This window comes from Actinopolyspora biskrensis (genome assembly GCF_013408175.1).
Taxonomy (GTDB): domain Bacteria; phylum Actinomycetota; class Actinomycetes; order Mycobacteriales; family Pseudonocardiaceae; genus Actinopolyspora; species Actinopolyspora biskrensis.
Genome location: NZ_JACBYW010000005.1, coordinates 453,942 through 470,418, shown reverse-complemented (window position 1 = coordinate 470,418; position 16,477 = coordinate 453,942). Strand labels below are relative to the sequence as shown.

Here is a 16,477-nt window from a genome sequence, read left to right as displayed (position 1 = left end):
CGCACCCGGCACCGAACCGCCCTGACCCGCGGCCGGCGACCTCGCGGTTCCGGCACCACGGCCGCCGCGACCGGGGCCCCGCGGGATCAACCCAGGTACGAGGTGTCGTTGACCAACCGCACCGAGGCGTTGCCGTCGGGGTAGAACTCGGTCGCGGACAGCGAGGCCAGATCCAGGTGCAACCGGTAGAAAAGCTCCGGCCCCGCCGCGAGAGCCGTACGCAGCACCGCCTTGATCGGGGTCACGTGGGTGACGAGAACGACGGTCCTGCCCGCGTAATCGCGCAGTATCTCGTCCAGCGTGCGCCGCACCCGTTCGAACACGGCGTTCAGGCTCTCCCCCTCCGGGGGTTCGACGGAAGGGTCCCCCAGCCAGGAGCGATGCAGCTCCGGGTACTGCTCGGACGCCTCCGTGAAGGTCAGCCCCTCCCAGGAGCCGAAATCGGTCTCGACGAGGCCCTCGTGCACGACGAGCTCCCCGCCCGTGGCCGAGACCACCGCCTCGGCCGTACCGCGAGCACGCGCCAGCGGCGAACTCAGCACCACGGCCGAGCCCTCCGGAGTGGCCACGCCCTCCATCGAAACCAGCCGCTTGGCCGCGGCGTGGGCCTGCTGCTGCCCCAGCTCGGTCAGAGCCACGTCCCCGCGGCCGGAATAGCGCTTGTCCACCGACAGCGCCGACTGGCCGTGCCGGAGCAACAGCAGCCGCGTGGGGGTACCGACGGCTCCGGTCCAGCTGCGCGCCGCCGGTTCGCTCCGCCCGGAAGCGGATTCGGCCGGGAAGAGCTCCTCGTTGACGGCCCTCTCCGCCTCGGGATCGGGCTCGTCACCGCGCTCCTGCGCGTCCATCGCCTCGTTGGCCAGCCTGTCGGCGTGCTTGTTGTACTCCCGAGCGATCCACCGGAAGTTCGCGGACACGAACCCGAACAAGAGCTGAGTGGCCTCGCGGGCCAGCGGCTGCAGATCCGGGTGCTTGATCTTCCACCTGCCGGACATCTGCTCGACGACCAGCTTGGAGTCCAAGCGTATCTCGGCCTCGCTCGCCCCCAGTTCCCTGGCCGCCCGCAGGCCGGCGATCAGCCCCCGGTACTCGGCGAAGTTGTTGGTGGCCCGACCGAGCCCACCGGAACGCTCGGCCAGCACCCGCCCGTCGTCCGCCTCGCGCACGACGGCGCCGAAGCCGGCAGGCCCCGGGTTCCCGCGCGAACCACCGTCCGCCTCGATGATCACTCGCGTGCTCACAGCCCCGATTCCTTAGTACGCACCATGATCGCGCCGCACTCCTCGCAACGGATCACCTCGTCCTCGGCCGCCTCCCGGATGGATGCGAGCGCGGCACGGTCCACCTCGAGCCTGCAGGCTCCGCATCGGCTGCCCTGGAAGAACCCGGCTCCCGTTCCCCGCTGGGCCCTGATCCGCTCGTACAGGTTCAACAGGTCCTCGGGCAGCCCCGAAACCAGCGCCTCGCGCTCGGCGGAGCGCTTGGCCTCGTCACTGTCCAGATCGGCGACGGCCTCGTCCCGGCTGTGCTGGGCGTCCGCGAGCTCCGACTCCGCCGCGTTCACGGCTTCACGCGCGTGGGAGACATCGGTCTCCTGCGCCTCACGGCGCTCCATGACCTCCAGCATGTCGTCCTCCAGCTCGGCTTCCCGCCTGCTGAGCGACTGCATCTCGTGCTCGAGGTCCTCGAGCTGCTTGGAGGACCCCGTGGAATCCATCATCTGGCGGTCCCGCTGCTGTCGTGAGCGCACCTGGTCCACCTCGCTCTCCAGGCGATCGACCTCGCGCTGCAGATCGTCCAGCGAGGTCTGCGCTGAGACCAGGGCGTCACGCTTCTCCCGCACCTCGCGCTCGGCGGTCCCGATCCGTTCCAGTTCCGGAAGCGTCCGCCTGCGGTGGTTGATCCGGTTGAGCTCGGCGTCGACCTTGGCGAGTTCGAGCAGTTTGCGCTGTGCTGCGGGATCGGCTTTCACTCGGGCATCCTCCCAGTTTCGGTGGTGGCGGTGCCGTGCGCGTGCACCGTCCACGGGTCGGTGCGGCGTGCGGAGACGAGCACTTCGACACTGTCGGGCAGTGCACTCGTGACGATATCGGCCGCCTGGCGGCACCACGGCCATTCACTCGCCCAGTGGGCCACGTCGACGAGATTGGGGACCCGATTCCCCGGCACCTCCCGGCGCGCCAGGTGCTCGGCAGCGGGATGGTGCCGCAGATCCGCCGTGACGTAGGCGTCCACTCCGGCCGCGGCGGCCGTGTCCAGATTGGAGTCACCCGAACCACCGCACACGGCCACGCGCTCGATCGGACGTCGGGGGTCACCCGCTCCCCGGACTCCCCATGCCGTGCCGGGCAGTCGTTCGGCGACACGCCGCACGAACCGCTCGAACGGCTCGGGCTCGGCGAGCGCGCCGATCCGGCCCAGACCGGTGTCGGCCCCCTCCCGGTGCGGGCACAACGGCCCCGTGACGGTGATTCCGAGCGCGGCCGCGAGGGCGTCGGAGACCCCGGGGTTGGCGGTGTCCGCGTTGGTGTGCGCGCAGTACAGCCCGAGACCGGAACGGATCATCCGGTGCACGAGCCTGCCCTTGTGGTCGTCGGCGGGCACACCGTGCACGCCGCTCAACAGCAGCGGGTGGTGCGCCACGAGCAGCTGGGCCCCGAAGTCGAGGGCCTCCTCGACCGTCTCCTCCACGGGGTCGACGCAGAACGCGACCCGCCGCACCTCGGCGGCCGGATCACCGCACACCAGGCCGACCGCGTCCCACGACTCGGCCCGCCCCGGCGGGTACGAGGCCTCCAACGCGCCAACGACGTCCTCGATCCGTGCGGTCATCCCGTATTCGCTTCCCGTGTCGTCGCTGCACTTGCGGTCGCCCCCCGAGAACCGAGAATCCCCCGCAGGGCGGCGACCAACTCGGCGTTGTCCTCCGGCTGCCGGACCGCCACGCGAAGGTGCCGCCCGTCGAGTCCGGGAAAGGTGTCGGCCCGCCGGACGGCTATGCCCCGTTCACGCAGCAGCTCACGCACCCGTTCTCCCCCGGGGACCCGCAGCAGCAGGAAGGGGGCCGCCGCCGGGCGGAGCACCTCCACCCCGGAGACCGTCTCGAGGGCCGTGATCAGCTCGTCGCGGTGGCCGGCGATCTCCTCGGCTGCCTGTTCGGACTCCAGCAGCGCCTCGGAGGCACAGCACCCGATCAGGGCTTCCAGCCCCAGCGTACCCACGGGCCAGTGCGGACGAAGCAGGGTGAGTCGGCCCAGCAGGTCCGGCGACCCCAACGCGTAACCGGCCCGCAGCCCGGGAAGCCCCCACATCTTGGTCAGGGAGCGCAGCACGAGCAGCCCCGGAACTCGTTCCGCGGCCAGCGATTCCCGCTCCCCCGGCACCGCGTCGGCGAACGCCTCGTCGACCACGAGCACCCGTCCGGGACGGGCCAGGGAGCGGATCGTCTCCGCGGAATGCAGCACCGAGGTCGGGTTGGTGGGGTTTCCCAGGACCACGAGATCGGCTTCCTCGGGAACCGCTTCGGGACGGAGTCGATACCCGTCGGCAGGGTCCAGCGGAACCCTGGTCACCTCGACCCCCGCGTTGCGCAACGCGAGCTCGGGCTCGGTGAAGGAGGGATGGATCAGAGCCGCCGAGCGGGGCCGCAGCGCGGGCAGCAGCGCGAACCCCTCGGCGACTCCGGCCAGTGGCAGGACCTCGTCCTCGGTACGTCCGTGCCGTTCGGCGGCCGCTCGGCGCGCGGCCAGATCGTCCTCGGCGGTCGGATAGCTGCCGAGGCGGTCCAGCGCCGCGACCAGACGCTTGTGCAACCAGTCGGGGGGCCTGCGCAGCCTGACGTTGACGGCGAAATCGAGCAGACCGGAGACGGCGTCCACGTCACCGTGGTGGCGCAGCACGTCTCGGTCGTCCCGGCTAGTCATCCCCGGCAGTCTAGCCGTCCGCGACCGTGCTCCGGACACACACGGGTGGCCGGGGGACCGGCCGGAACACGGTGGGACCCGCGCTTTCCGGTCCGCCGCGGAACGGGACACTGGAGCACGTGACATTCGACTCCACCACGAAGCCCTTCCACGTGTCGTTCGTGTGCACCGGCAACATCTGCCGCTCACCGATGGCCGCGCTCGTGTTCGGCGAGCACCTGCGGAGCGCGGGTCTGTCGGACCGGGTGGAGGTCTCCAGCGCGGGGACCGGACCGTGGCACGTCGGCGAGTCGGCCGATCCGCGCACCGGCGCCGTGCTCGCCGACCACGGATACCCGACCGAGCACACCGCCGCCCAGCTCGACGAGCACCATCTGAGCGCCGATCTGCTGCTCGCCATGGACGCCGGTCACCTGCGCGTGGTCCGCGACGCCGTCGCCGATCCGAACCGGGTCCGACTGCTGCGTTCCTTCGACCCGAAGGCCGACGAGTGGGCCGAGGTCCCGGACCCCTACTTCGGCGGGGAACGCGGTTTCGACAGGGTCATGGAGATGATCGAGGCCTCCGTTCCCGGCGTGCTGGACTGGCTGCGGACGCACCTGGGCGAGCGCCGCTCCCCGGATTCCTCCGGGATCACCACCTGATCCGCCGCACACCCGGGCTCAACCGTCAACCCGGTCCGGGAAACATCGCTCGGGACAGGCGTGGCCCTCTCGCCCGCGAGGGCACGGCTCCGGGCACGATGTCAGCGAAGCACCGAACGACGAGCACGGCACTGCCGGGAGGTGAGCGTTGAAGCGCGTACCCGAGGGACTGGCGGAAGCGGTAGCGGGATTCACCGGTGCCCGCCCGGAAACGGTGCGACCACTGGGTGGTGGGGACGCCTCGGCCGCCTACGAGGTCACCCTCGACAACGGCGAGAACGTCTTCGCCAAGGCCGCTCCCGAGAACATGCCGAGGGCGCTGGACGCCGAGGCGGCCTCGCTGCGCTGGTTGGCCGAGTCCCGCACGGTACGGGTCCCGCTGGTGCACGGAGCCGACGAGCGGTGGTTGATCACCGAACACGTCGAATCGGCCGCCCCGACCCGCGAGGCGGCCGCCGACTTCGGTCGCGAGCTCGCCCGGTTGCACTCCTCCGGCGCCGAGGCACACGGCTGCCCTCCTCCGGGAGGACCTCGGGACGCGTGGATCGGCCTCGCTCCGATGCGCAACGAGGCGAGCCACGACTGGCCGGAGTTCTACCGCTCCCTCCGAGTCGAGCCGTACGTGCGCAGCCTGGTGGACTCCGGGACGCTGCGCCCGTCCGAGTCCGGGACGATCACGGAGGTCTGCGAGCGGCTCGACGACCTTCCCGGGGCCGACGAACCCCCTTCCCGGCTCCACGGGGACCTGTGGAGCGGAAACGTGCACTGGGGAAGCGACCCGCGAGACGGTGGCACGCGGGTGTGGACGATCGATCCGGCCGCCCACGGAGGGCACCGCGAAACGGATCTGGCCATGCTGCGGCTGTTCGGTTGCCCACAGCTGGACACCGTGCTCGACGCCTACGAGGGCGAGGCGCCCCTCGCCGAGGGGTGGCGCTCGCGCGTGGGGCTGCACCAGCTGTTCCCGCTGCTGGTGCACGGCGTGCTCTTCGGCAGAGGCTTCGCCGCACGGGCCGTCACGGCCGCGCAGGAGGCGTTGCGGACCCTCTGACGGTTCCGGACCGCGGCGGACCGCTCTCCCGCTCGACTCCGCTCGTCCGGAGTCCCTGTTCGGTTCTTCGTCACACGATCGACCGGCCCGGTGCGGCGCGAGTCGGCACACGGCCTACCGTGGACACGTGCGTTTCGGGTTTCTGCTGCGCCCCGGCTGGATCGGGCTGATCCTGCTCGTCGGCGTCTTCTCCACGATCTGTTTCACGGTGCTCGCCCCGTGGCAGTTCAGCAGGCACGCCGAGACCCAGGCGCGCAACGAGGCCGTTCGGGCTTCGATGCGGGCTGACCCGCAGCCGTTGAACCGGGTGCTCGAGCGCGGGAGTCCCCCGGAGAAGTCCGACGAGTGGACGCGGGTCAGCTTCACCGGCCACTACCTGCCCGACGGGGAGACGCTCGCCTGGCAGCGCAACGTGCGCGGGGAACCCGCTTTCGAGGTGCTGACACCGTTCCGGCTGCGCAACGGGCAAACTCTGCTGGTCGATCGCGGCTTCATCCGCCCGGTGCAGTCGACCAGGGCCCCCGACTACTCCGCACCCCCCTCGGGCACGGTGCGCCTGACCGCGCGGATCCGGCTGAACGAGCACGACAGCGAGAACCGCTCCCTCTTCCGGCACGACGGGCACCGCTGGACCTACGCGATCGACTCGAACACCGTGGGCAACGGTGTCGACATTCCGATGCGCCCCGGCTACTTCACCCTCGTCGACAACCAGCCGGGCGGTCTCCAGGCCGTCCCGCTGCCCCGCCTGGAGTCCGGCCCCTACTTCTCCTACGCCATGCAGTGGATCATCTTCGGGACCATGGCCCCGCTCGCGGTCGTGTACCTGATCTACAGCGAGATCCGCTCCCCACGCGACGGGTCCGGGGAACCCCGCGGCGGGAGGACCGCCCCGAAGAAGTCCAGGCCCTCCGTCTCGGAGGCCATAGCCGCCGAGGAGCGGCAGGAGCGCGAGAGCACCGGATGATGTCAGGGTTGTGGGTTCTCTCTGCGTAGGTGGTTGCGTGGCGGAACCTCTCGCGGGCTCTCGCTCCGGGTGCCCGACATCGAGTAGCCACTACGCCACGTCGGGCCTTCCTCGCGAGAGCACCACGAGAGAACCCGCGGTCGATCGGGTTGCTCAGGCTCAGAGCGCTCGCGTCGAACGGCGCTTCCGCCGGAAGTCCCGACGAGAATTCTCCGGCTCGGCTGCCGTGACTGTTCACCCGGCGGAACCCGCTGAACGGCGGGTCACCGCAGGGGTGTCACCGCCGGGGTTTCAGTGGGGACTTCCCCGCGAACAACGCGACCCCGGCCGCCAGCACCCCGCCGACCGTTCCGATCACTCTGGACAGCTCGACGCTGCGGGTGACGTCACCGCCGTCGGCCGTACGACCCTCCCCCAGCACGGGACGGGTCTGCACCGTGTGTCCGTAGTCGATGCGCCCGCCCAACCGGATGCGCAGCGCCCCGGCGAAAGCGGACTCCACCTGCCCGGCGTTCGGGCTGGGATGGGCCGCGGCGTCCCTGCGCCTGGTGTGCCAGCCCCCCGCTGCCGAACCACCGACCACGGGAGCGCAGAGCGCCGCCAGCACGGCCGTGGTACGCGCCGGGAGCAGGTTCGCCACGTCGTCCGACCGCGCGGCGGCCCAGCCGAATTCCCTGTAACGACTGCTCGGGTTCCCGACCATGGCGTCCAGGGTGTTGACCGCCCGATACCCGAGCAGGCCGGGAATCCCACCGACCGCTCCCCAGAACAGGGGCGCTACCACGGCGTCGGAGGTGTTCTCCGCCACGGACTCCACCGTCGCGCGCGCCAAGCCCTGTCGATCGAGTTCCTCCGCACGCCTGCCGCACAGGCCGCGCAACCGGGCACGCGCCTGCTCCAGCTCCCCTGACTCGAGGTGACGGGCCAGCGCGGCCCCCTCCCGCCCGAGCGACGCCCCTCCGAGCACCGTCCAGGTGGTCACGGCCGTCAAGGCCGCCTGGGTCGCCGGACCACGGCGGGCGGAGCGCTCCAGCACCGAGCCGAGCGCGACACTCCCCCCCACCAGGGCACCCGTGTAGAGCACCCCGGCCGAGCGGCTCGGCCGGTAAACCACCCGCTCAGCACGTTCGGCCAACCGCCCGAAAGCTGCCACCGGATGCCCACGCTCGGGGTCCCCCAGCACCGCGTCGGCGGCCACCCCGAGTAACAGTCCGACCGCCCGCCCCGCGTTCACCGCGTTCCCTCCTCGGAAAGTTCGACGCCGCTCCGCCGCGGAACGCTACCGTCCCGACGAAGGCCCTCGGCATTCCCCCGGCACCGGTAACGGAGTGTTTTCGGCCCGCCGACGGCGCGGGTTTATGGTGGCCGACTGTGACCGTCGATCGCGAAGCCGTGGAGCCGCGCACCGAGACCGTGACCGACACACCCCACCCGGACGAACTTTCCGTCACACAACGGAACTCCGCCGGGCATTCCGCTCCGGAGGACGAGTCCCCCGAGACTCCGCTCCCGGTGGGGGAACGGGTCGCACCGGAGGCCGGGGAGGACGAACTGGTCTCCGACGACCGGTCGGACGAGCGGCGGCTGCTGCTCTACCGCCACCTCCAGGTGAGCGGGCACCGCACCTATCTGACGATCATGCGGTTGTTCACCTCGACGCTGCTCGCCGACCTGTCCGCCTCCGAGGTGTCCGGGGCGCTGGCCGTGGCGGAGCGGGAGGGGCGGATCGCCGCGGGCGAGTCCGAACTGCCGACCGTGGTCGAACGGCTCCGGAAGCTCCGCGAATGGGGTAACCTGACCTTCGGGCGGCGCGAGACGGTCGCTTCCAGCATCTCCGAGTTCCAGCACGGCAGCGCTCGTTTCCAGGTCAGCAAACTGGGTGTGCGAGTGCAGCGGGACGTGGACGCGTTGCTGCGCGTCCCCGAGGGAGCGCGGGAGGTCTCGCGGGAGCTGCTGCCCGCCGTCGAACGGGGGCTCCAGGAGATCGTCGAACTCCTGCCCACGGCGCTTTCCGCCGAGGCCGCCCCGGAAGGAGCCCGCGAACGGCTCGCGGAGCAGGTCACAACGGTGTTCCTGCAGCACTCCGAGCTCGCGGCCACGGTCCGGGACTTCTACGCCTATCTGGGACAGGTCGTCACCAGGCACCAGCTCGATCCGAAGGAGATCTCCGGTTTCCGCAACCTGCTGGTCGAGTACATCCAAGCGGTCGTCGAGGACGTGATCCGCTACACCGAACCCGTGGCGGCCTCGTTGCGGACTCTCGCGGCCCGCAGGGAGGAGCTGCTCGCCGCGCTGGGCACCGAGGAGGAACTCGGCGCGGAGGTGGAGCGGGCGCGCGGGCGCACCGCCGCCGACTGGCAGGAGCTCACCGAGTGGTTCCTGGACTCCCCGGGGCGGCCGAGCCAGGTGTCGGCGTTGCGGGAGGCCACCGCTCGTGCCATCGGTTCGCTGCTCGCCAGCGTCAAACACGCCACGTCCGGGGGCGGCCCGGTGCCGGGGCATCGCGGTGATCTGCTGAAACTGGCACGTTGGTTCGACCGTTCCACTCCGGACGAGGCCCACGAGCTGCACGCCGCGGCTTTCGGGCTGTACTCGGCGCGCTGCGTGCAACCCGCTCCCGAGCACGACGCGGACGAGCACACCACCAGCTGGCGGGACGGCAGGCGCACGACGATCCCCGTGAACGTGCGGAACCGCTCCGACCGGAGCGCGCGCGGGGGAACGTCCAGGGTGCTGCACGACCCGATGACCGAGCAGCAGCTGCTGGACGAGGAGCGCGCCAACCAGCAGCGCCGTGCCGCGGCCGCTGCCGAGCTGGCCGCCTCCCGGGCGGAGCCGGACGAGCTCCGGGTCTCCTCCGACGCCCTGGAGATGCTGTGCGAGCTGCTGAGCCTGGCGATGGCCGGGCGCGACTCCCCGGAGGAGGCGGGCACGGCCACGGAGCCCGTGCACGGACTGCGGTTGATCGTCCGGCACGATTCCGCGCGGACGACGCGCGTGACGGGGACCACGGGCGACCTGGTCCTGGAGGACACCGTGGTGGAACTGGACGTCACCGCCGGGCACGAGCACCCGGCCGAACGCGGCGGAACCTCGGACAGGATCAGTGGAGCGGCCCGTTGAGCGGAAGGGAACACGGCGTCGAGAGCTTCGACCGGCTCGGCGACATCGACGCGGCTAACGTGGTTCGATGCGCGCGGTCGTTGCTGCGCAGACCGCTGCTGCACACCGAGAGCCAGGACGGCGAGCTGCTCGGGATGATCTACCGGCACCGTGCCGTGCTGCAGGAGATGTTCAGCACGCTGCTCGGGTACCGGCTGGTGATCCACCGGCGCTACGCGCGGCTGTACAAGTCCGGCCCCGGTGCGGATCCGACCAGGGCGGTTCCCACGCTGTCCCCCCGGGGTTACGCGTACGTGGCACTGACGCTCGCGACGCTCACCGGCAGCGGAAAGCAGGTGCTGCTCTCCCGGCTGATCGCGGACGTCCACTCGGACGCCTCCGAGGCGGGGATGGTGGTCGACGACGGTCCCACCGACCGTCGTGCGCTCACCGCCGCGCTGCGCCATCTGGTTGCCCTCGGGGTGCTGACCGAGACGGAGGGCACGGTCGCGCCGTCGGCGAACGACTCCACGGCCGAAGCGTTGATCACGGTCGACACCGACCTGCTCGGTCAACTGCTCAGCGGCCCGCTGGCCGAGGCGACCGGGCCCGAGCACCTGGTGGCGCTGTCCTCCGGCACGGCGGGCTCGCACGTGGCCACGGTCGAGCAGGCGGTGCGTCGCAGGCTCGTCGAGGACCCCGTGGTGCACTACGAGGATCTGCCGGTGAGCCAGGCGAACTGGCTGCGCAGGCACCGCGCCAGGGAGGCGCGGATGCTGGAGCGGTACTTCGGCGTCGTCGCCGAGTCCCGTTCGGAGGGGATCGCCACCGCGGATCCGCAGGACTACCTCACCGACACTCCGTTCCCCGGCACGTCGACGGTCGCCCGCATCGCCCAGCTCGCCCTGCCGGAACTGCTGGACTCGACGACCCCCCGCGCCGGGGACCACCGGCACCCGGTGACATGGCAGGATTTCACGCGGGTCTGCACCGAGCTGTTGGAGAACCATCCCTCGACGTGGTCGCGGCGCGCCACCGAGGACCCGGACTCGCTGATTCGGATGGTGGTGGATCTGCTTCGCCGGGTGGGGGTGCTGGCGCCGGACGATCCCGGTGAACCGAACGGCTGGCTCCTCAGCCCGAGCGCGCATCGTTGGCTTCCGATTCCCGAGGGGGATCCCGGTCCCGCCGCCGAACCGGAAACGCTCCCCGCCCCGGAGCCACCCGCCCCGGGCCTGTTCGACCTTCTGGAAGGAGAACCCCCGCATTGAGCACCGAAGCGGTGACACGGCTCGACGGCGCGGGCAGCAGGCACCGCCGCGCCGCTTCCGGTGTCGACGGCGCCGAGCACTCCGGCCACGGGGACCGCTGGCGGCTGCGCCGCGGCGGTGTGATCAACATCTGGCAGTACACGAACCAGACGTTCGACCTGCACGGCGGTCGCGCGATCTTCCAGGGGACCAACGGTTCGGGGAAGTCCCGCACCCTGGAGCTGCTGCTGCCGCTCTGCCTGGACGGGGATCTGCGGCAGATCGGTTCGAAGGGCTTCGACACGGTCAGCATGAGAAGGCTCATGCTGGAGGAGCGCGAGGGCGGCGGCAATCGCGTCGGCTACGCCTGGATCGAGTTGAGCAGGCGGCTCGACGACGGAACCGAGCAGTTCCTGACCTGCGGGGTCGGGGTCAAGGCCGCCGCTGCCTCGAACCAGATCAGCGACTCGTGGCGGTTCATCACCGACCGTCGTGTGGAACACGATCTGCGGCTGATCGGGCCGGGCGAGGTTCCGCTCGGGCCCACCCAGCTGCGTGACGAGCTCGGGGCCGAGCACGTTCTCGACGAGCAGTCCTTCCGGAGCAGGATCGCCGAACTCGTCTACGGGATAAGCGCCGAGCGTTACGGCGATCTGCTGCATCTGCAACGCACGCTGCGCAATCCGGACGTGGGGCTGAAGGTCCAGGAGGGACAGCTGGAGCAGATCCTGTCCGACGCGCTGCCCCCGCTGGACTCGACGCTGGTGCAGCGGCTGGCCACGTCCTTCGAGGACCTGGAGTCGATCCGGGAGAACATCCTGCGGCTCACCACGGCCGACACCGCGCTGACCACGTTCATGTCGACCTATTCCGAGTACGCCTTCGGGCTGCTGCGCTCCGGGGCCGCGGCGGTGCGCACGACGCGGCAGCAGTGCCGGGAGCTGCGTTCCACCATCGAGGAGCTGGACGAGCGACGCGCCTCCGAGCAGTCCGCGCGGGCCGACTCCGAGGAACGGATCTCCGCGCTGGAGCGCAGGGACCGGGAGCTGGAGTCCGCGCTGCAGGCACTGCAGCAGAGCCCGGCCTACACCCAGCTGCAGAACCTGCACGACCGCAGGGCCCTTGTCGAAAGCGCGCGCTCGGCGGCCGAGAACGCGCTGAGCACGGCCGGGAACCACCGTGACCAGGAGCAGCGCTCCGTTTCCACGGTGCTCGGCATGCTGGGGAGGCTGAGTTCGGACGTCGACGCGGTGGGGCAGCACTGCGAACGGGCCGCCGAGCGGCTGGCCGCCTCCGGCCTGGACCGATCACTGGTCCCCGCCGTCCCCACCGTTCCTCCGGCGGAAGCGGCCGTGCACTCGGAGTACGTGCGTGCCACCACCGACTCGGACTCCGAGTGGCTGACCGTCGAGCGGCGCACGCCGCCGCAGCCGGACACCGAGGAGTTCGCCGCACAGCTGCGCGAGGTGGACGAGCGGGCCGAGCACGCGGCCGAGACCGCGCGGGAACGCGCCGCGCTGACGCTGGCGCTGCATCAGCGGGCGACGGATTCCGATCGGCAGCAGGCCGAGGTCGAGGACGCGCGCAGGCAGGCCGAGCAGGCCAGGGTCACGGCCACCGAGGCGGCCGCGCGACGCAACCAGGTGCGCCAGGATCTGACGGACACGGCCACGGACCTGGTGCGCCGGGTCGACGCCTGGTGGCACGGGAGCGCGCTCGCTGCCGGGGCGGCGGAGTCCGGCGAACCACCGGCCTTTCCCACCGTCGAAGAGCTCGTGGCGGACAGGTTCGCCGCCAGGGGCGGGCGGGAACGGGTCCGCGAGTGGGCCCAGCCGCTGCTGCACCGCGCGCGGGCACGGGCGGCCGAGGCCGAACGGACCGTTTCCGAGACCCGGTCGAGGATCGCGGACCGCGATGCCGAACTAGACGAGACGCGTTCCGGGGTGGAGCCCGAACCGGCCGGGCCTTTCTGGGCCACGGCGGAACGGTCCCCTTCCGAGGGGGCGGCGTTCCACAGGACGGTCGACTTCGCGGAGTCGCTCTCCGCCGGGGAGTGCGCCCGGCTGGAAGGGGCGTTGCAGGCGAGCGGCCTGCTGAACGCGTGGGTGACCGCCGACGGGACGGCCGTGTCCCCGGAGACGGCCGAGTTGTTCGCCACCCCCGGCGAACCGGTCCGGGGGCGGAACCTGCAGGAGCTGCTGGTTCCCGCTCCGGAACCCGACTGCCCCGTCTCACCGGAGCGCGTCGCTGCGCTGCTTCGCGCCGTGGCCGTGGGGTCGGACGACGGCTCCCCGAGCGTCGACACCACCGGGCGCTGGCGCTGCGGTGTGCTGTCCGGAACGTGGGTCAAGGAGACGGCGGAGTACGTCGGCGCTGGGGCGCGGCGGGCCGCGCGGGACAGGCGCGTCTCCGAGCTGGAGAACGAGCTGGCCGAGCTGCGCTCGGAGCTCGACGGGGCCGAGCGTCACCACGCCGAGGCGGTGCGGCACGCGGAGACGCTGGAGCGGGAGCTGGAGTCCTACCCGGACGACGGGGAGCTGTTCAGCGCGCACGCCAGGCTGGCCAGCGCGGTGGACGACGCCGACGACTCCCACCGGACCGCGACGAAGCTGCGCGGCGCCTACGAGCAGGCCGAGCAACGCTGGCAGGCGGTCCACGCCGAGTTGACGAGGGCGGCGGGCCAGGCCGGCTTGCAGGCAGGCAGCGAGGCGCTCCGAGCCGCCAACACCGCCGCCACCGAGGCGCGCGACGCGCTGGAATCGCTGCGCGAGGCCATCGAGAAACGCTGTCTGGGAACTCTCGAGCAGCTCCGCGCGACCGCGCTGCACCACGACGCCACGGTGGCCGACCGGATGGCGGCCGAGTCGGTGGCCGAGCAGCACTGCGAGCACCACGCGGAGCAGGCCGCCGCCCTGTCCGAGCTGACCGCCTCGGTCGGGGACGAGGGACGGCAGGTGGCCGAGCAGGTCGCCGAGCTCGAGGGGCAGCGCGAACAGCTGCGGGCCGAGCTGCCCGCCCTCCGGGAGAGGGCCTCGGCCGCGCGGGAGGAGGCGGGCAAGCTCACCGAGAAGCTGACCTCCGCGCGGGAGCGGCTCTCCCGGAGGGACTCCGAGGCGGACGAGGCCGTGTCCTCCTTCCGGCAGCTGCTGGAGCTGCCCGCTTTCTGGGCCGCCGCGGCGGAAGCCGCCGAGGACGAGCTGCCCGGCAGCCCCGCCGACTCCGAGGAGGCGGCCGAGGCGCTGCTGTCCGTTCCGGCCGGCGGTTCGGCCACGCCGGGGGCGAAGGCGGTGCACGACAAGCTGCACCCGTTGAAGCAGTCGCTGAGCGGCCACTACGACATCACCACCGAGGAACGTGCCGGTGCGCTGACCGTGACGGTGATCGGCGAGGAGGGGCCGCTGCCCGTCGCCGAGGCCGCCCGGCAGATCGCCGAGCGGCTCGCCGAGCAGCGCGAGTACCTCAACGAGCGGTACCGAACGATCTTCGCCGACTACCTGATCCGCGACCTGGCGGAACGGCTGCGCGACCAGATGGCCACGGCCGGGGACCTGTGCGCGCGGATGAACCGCGTGCTGGAGGGAGCGCGCTCGAGCCAGGGGGTCCACGTGCAGCTGGACTGGCAACCGGCCACCGCGCTCGGCGAGGACATGCGGCAGGCCATCGAGGTGATCCGCACCCCGTTCGCCGACCGGACCGAGGAGCAGGACGCGTTGCTGCGCAGGGTGTTCACCGATCTGATCGAGTCGCAGCGGGAGAGCGTTTCCGGCGGTTACGCCGAGATCCTCGCCGACGCGCTGGACTACCGGCAGTGGTACGAGTTCACCGTCCGGGTGCGCGACACCGGCCCGGACGGCGCCGCGCGGGTCCGGCGGCTGCGGCAGCTCTCCTCCGGTGAGACACGACTCGTGTCCTACGTGACGCTGTTCGCCGCGGCGGCTTCGTTCTACGATGCGATCGAGTCGGCGGCCCACCGGCACGAGCCACTGCGCCTGGTGCTGCTGGACGAGGCGTTCGAACGGCTCGACGATCCGACGGTGGCGCGCATGCTCGGCCTGCTCGTGGACCTGGACATGGACTGGGTGATCACCTGGCCGAGCGGTTGGGGCGTCTCCCCCAAGATTCCGACGATGCACATCTACGACGTGCTGCGACCGCGAAGCGGGCACGGGATCGCCTGCACCCACACGATGTGGAACGGTCGCGGCCTGGAACGGGCGGAACATTGAGCGACGTCGAGGAGATACGCGCGGCCTGGGACGTTCCGGAGCTGCGCGGACTGTGGGAACAGGCGAGGCAGGCGCTGGAGGCGTCCGGGCGCCCGCCCACCTTCCGGCTGGAACTGCCCGACGAGGAGACGCGCGGGGCCGTGGGCGAGCTCTACGGGCGTCCGATGTGGGGGCAGGGCACCAGGATCAATGTGTCCAAACTGGACAACGCGTTGCGTGGGAGCCGGTTCGGGGTCGGCCTGGAGGAGGTGCTCGAGATCCTGCACGGCAGGCCGGTGAACTCGCGCGAGTCCTCCTCGGGAACGCGTGCCGAGAGCCACGACCGGCTCACCGAGGTGTTCACCTCCGCGTTGGCCGAGCGGGGCCTGGCCGACAGCCCCTGGGCCGACCCCTGGATCCGGTGGGTCCGCCACTACGGCAGGGTTGCCGAGCAGGACCTGGAGCCGGTGGCCGGTGGAGCCGCCGCCGTGCTCTCCCGGCTGGTGCTCACGGCGGGCGTCTCTCCGCGGAAGTGGCGCTCCCGCGCGGAGCTGGCCACGGCGGCCGGTGGGGCTCACCTGCTGGACAACGGCACCACGCTGAGCCGGGTGGTGCTGCGGGCCGTCGCCATCGCGCACGAGGTGGAGCCCCCGAACAACGAGCGCGACCGGCGCGCGTTGTGGGAGGCCTGCGGGGTTTCGCCGGACGCCGTTTCGGCCACCGTGCTGTGCTGGGCACTTCCGCTGGTCGACGGGGGCGGCTGGGCCTCGGCGGTGCGGGAGCGCACGGAGCTGGGCCTGCCCGCGCACCTGACCGGGCTCGACCTGCGCGCCGCACCGGAGAGGCTGGTGGAGCCGGGGACCGTGGTGGCGGTCTGCGAGAACCCGCGCGTACTGGAGGCAGCCGTCGACAGCGGGATCCGGCATCCGCTGGTCTGCCTCTCCGGAAGGCCTTCCACCACGGCCGCGGAGCTGCTCGACCGTTTGAACGCGGACGGGGCCGTGCTGCGCTACCACGGGGACTTCGACTGGGCCGGGATGTCGACCATGCGCTCCCTGTGGACGCACCGGACGATCACGCCGTGGCGCATGTCGGCCTCCGACTACCGCACCGCGGTGGACCGAGCCTCCGCGGAACGGATCGATCTGCCCATCCTGGACGGAACTCCCGTGGACACTCCGTGGGATCCGGACCTGGCCGAGCTCATGTCGACGGCCGGTCGGGCGGTCGAGGAGGAGACGGTGCTCGCCGAGCTGCTCGCCGAACTGCGCGCCGGGCTCTGAACGCCACTTCCGCACGGGAGAGCCTCCGCCGGAGGACGGGCGGGACGGCTCG

The 16,477-nt window shown here is 71.6% G+C and carries 12 protein-coding genes; 7 read left to right on the top strand and 5 right to left on the bottom strand.

Annotated elements, in window-relative coordinates:
* Positions 1-86: 86 nt before the first annotated feature.
* Genes FHR84_RS15540 through cobC form a run of 4 tightly spaced genes read right to left on the bottom strand, consistent with a single transcriptional unit; the run spans position 87 to position 3,923 of the window.
* On the bottom strand, positions 87-1,241 hold the full coding sequence (locus FHR84_RS15540) for a bifunctional RNase H/acid phosphatase (RefSeq protein ID WP_179536219.1): 1,155 nt from the start codon (positions 1,239-1,241) through the stop codon (positions 87-89).
* A complete protein-coding gene (locus FHR84_RS15535; protein ID WP_179536218.1) occupies positions 1,238-1,972 on the bottom strand; it encodes a CT398-like coiled coil hairpin domain-containing protein in 735 nt (244 codons plus the stop codon). The genes FHR84_RS15540 and FHR84_RS15535 overlap by 4 nt, the downstream gene beginning before the upstream one ends.
* Positions 1,969-2,832: a Nif3-like dinuclear metal center hexameric protein gene (locus tag FHR84_RS15530; RefSeq protein ID WP_179536217.1), complete on the bottom strand. Its 864-nt coding sequence runs from the start codon at positions 2,830-2,832 to the stop codon at positions 1,969-1,971. Before FHR84_RS15530 ends, FHR84_RS15535 begins: the two co-directional genes overlap by 4 nt.
* Positions 2,829-3,923, bottom strand: a complete 1,095-nt coding sequence (gene cobC, locus FHR84_RS15525) for an Rv2231c family histidinol phosphate aminotransferase CobC (RefSeq protein ID WP_179536216.1) — start codon at positions 3,921-3,923, stop codon at positions 2,829-2,831. The genes FHR84_RS15530 and cobC overlap by 4 nt, the downstream gene beginning before the upstream one ends.
* 119 nt (positions 3,924-4,042) lie before the next feature.
* On the opposite strand from cobC, the gene FHR84_RS15520 reads away from it, so the two are divergent.
* From FHR84_RS15520 to FHR84_RS15510, 3 genes are all read left to right on the top strand, one after another.
* Positions 4,043-4,567: an arsenate reductase/protein-tyrosine-phosphatase family protein gene (locus FHR84_RS15520; protein ID WP_179536215.1), complete on the top strand. Its 525-nt coding sequence runs from the start codon at positions 4,043-4,045 to the stop codon at positions 4,565-4,567.
* Between the two features lie 148 nt (positions 4,568-4,715).
* Positions 4,716-5,618, top strand: a complete 903-nt coding sequence (locus FHR84_RS15515; protein WP_179536214.1) for a fructosamine kinase family protein — start codon at positions 4,716-4,718, stop codon at positions 5,616-5,618.
* A gap of 127 nt (positions 5,619-5,745) precedes the next feature.
* Complete coding sequence (locus tag FHR84_RS15510) at positions 5,746-6,585, top strand: SURF1 family cytochrome oxidase biogenesis protein (protein WP_179536213.1); 840 nt, start codon at positions 5,746-5,748, stop codon at positions 6,583-6,585.
* A gap of 277 nt (positions 6,586-6,862) precedes the next feature.
* Here the strand turns inward: FHR84_RS15510 and FHR84_RS15505 are convergent, their stop codons facing one another.
* Complete coding sequence (locus FHR84_RS15505; RefSeq protein WP_179536212.1) at positions 6,863-7,819, bottom strand: cobalamin biosynthesis protein; 957 nt, start codon at positions 7,817-7,819, stop codon at positions 6,863-6,865.
* A 137-nt stretch (positions 7,820-7,956) separates the two neighbouring features.
* On the opposite strand from FHR84_RS15505, the gene FHR84_RS15500 reads away from it, so the two are divergent.
* Genes FHR84_RS15500 through FHR84_RS15485 form a run of 4 tightly spaced genes read left to right on the top strand, consistent with a single transcriptional unit; the run spans position 7,957 to position 16,425 of the window.
* Positions 7,957-9,708, top strand: a complete 1,752-nt coding sequence (locus FHR84_RS15500; protein WP_179536211.1) for a DUF2397 family protein — start codon at positions 7,957-7,959, stop codon at positions 9,706-9,708.
* Positions 9,705-10,958, top strand: coding sequence for a TIGR02678 family protein (locus FHR84_RS15495; RefSeq protein ID WP_179536210.1), 1,254 nt, complete (start codon positions 9,705-9,707; stop codon positions 10,956-10,958). Before FHR84_RS15500 ends, FHR84_RS15495 begins: the two co-directional genes overlap by 4 nt.
* Positions 10,955-15,163 carry a TIGR02680 family protein gene (locus FHR84_RS15490; protein WP_179536209.1) on the top strand — a complete coding sequence of 1,403 codons (4,209 nt, stop codon included), beginning with the start codon at positions 10,955-10,957 and terminating at the stop codon, positions 15,161-15,163. The genes FHR84_RS15495 and FHR84_RS15490 overlap by 4 nt, the downstream gene beginning before the upstream one ends.
* Positions 15,160-16,425, top strand: coding sequence for a TIGR02679 family protein (locus FHR84_RS15485; protein WP_179536208.1), 1,266 nt, complete (start codon positions 15,160-15,162; stop codon positions 16,423-16,425). Before FHR84_RS15490 ends, FHR84_RS15485 begins: the two co-directional genes overlap by 4 nt.
* Positions 16,426-16,477: the final 52 nt, after the last annotated feature.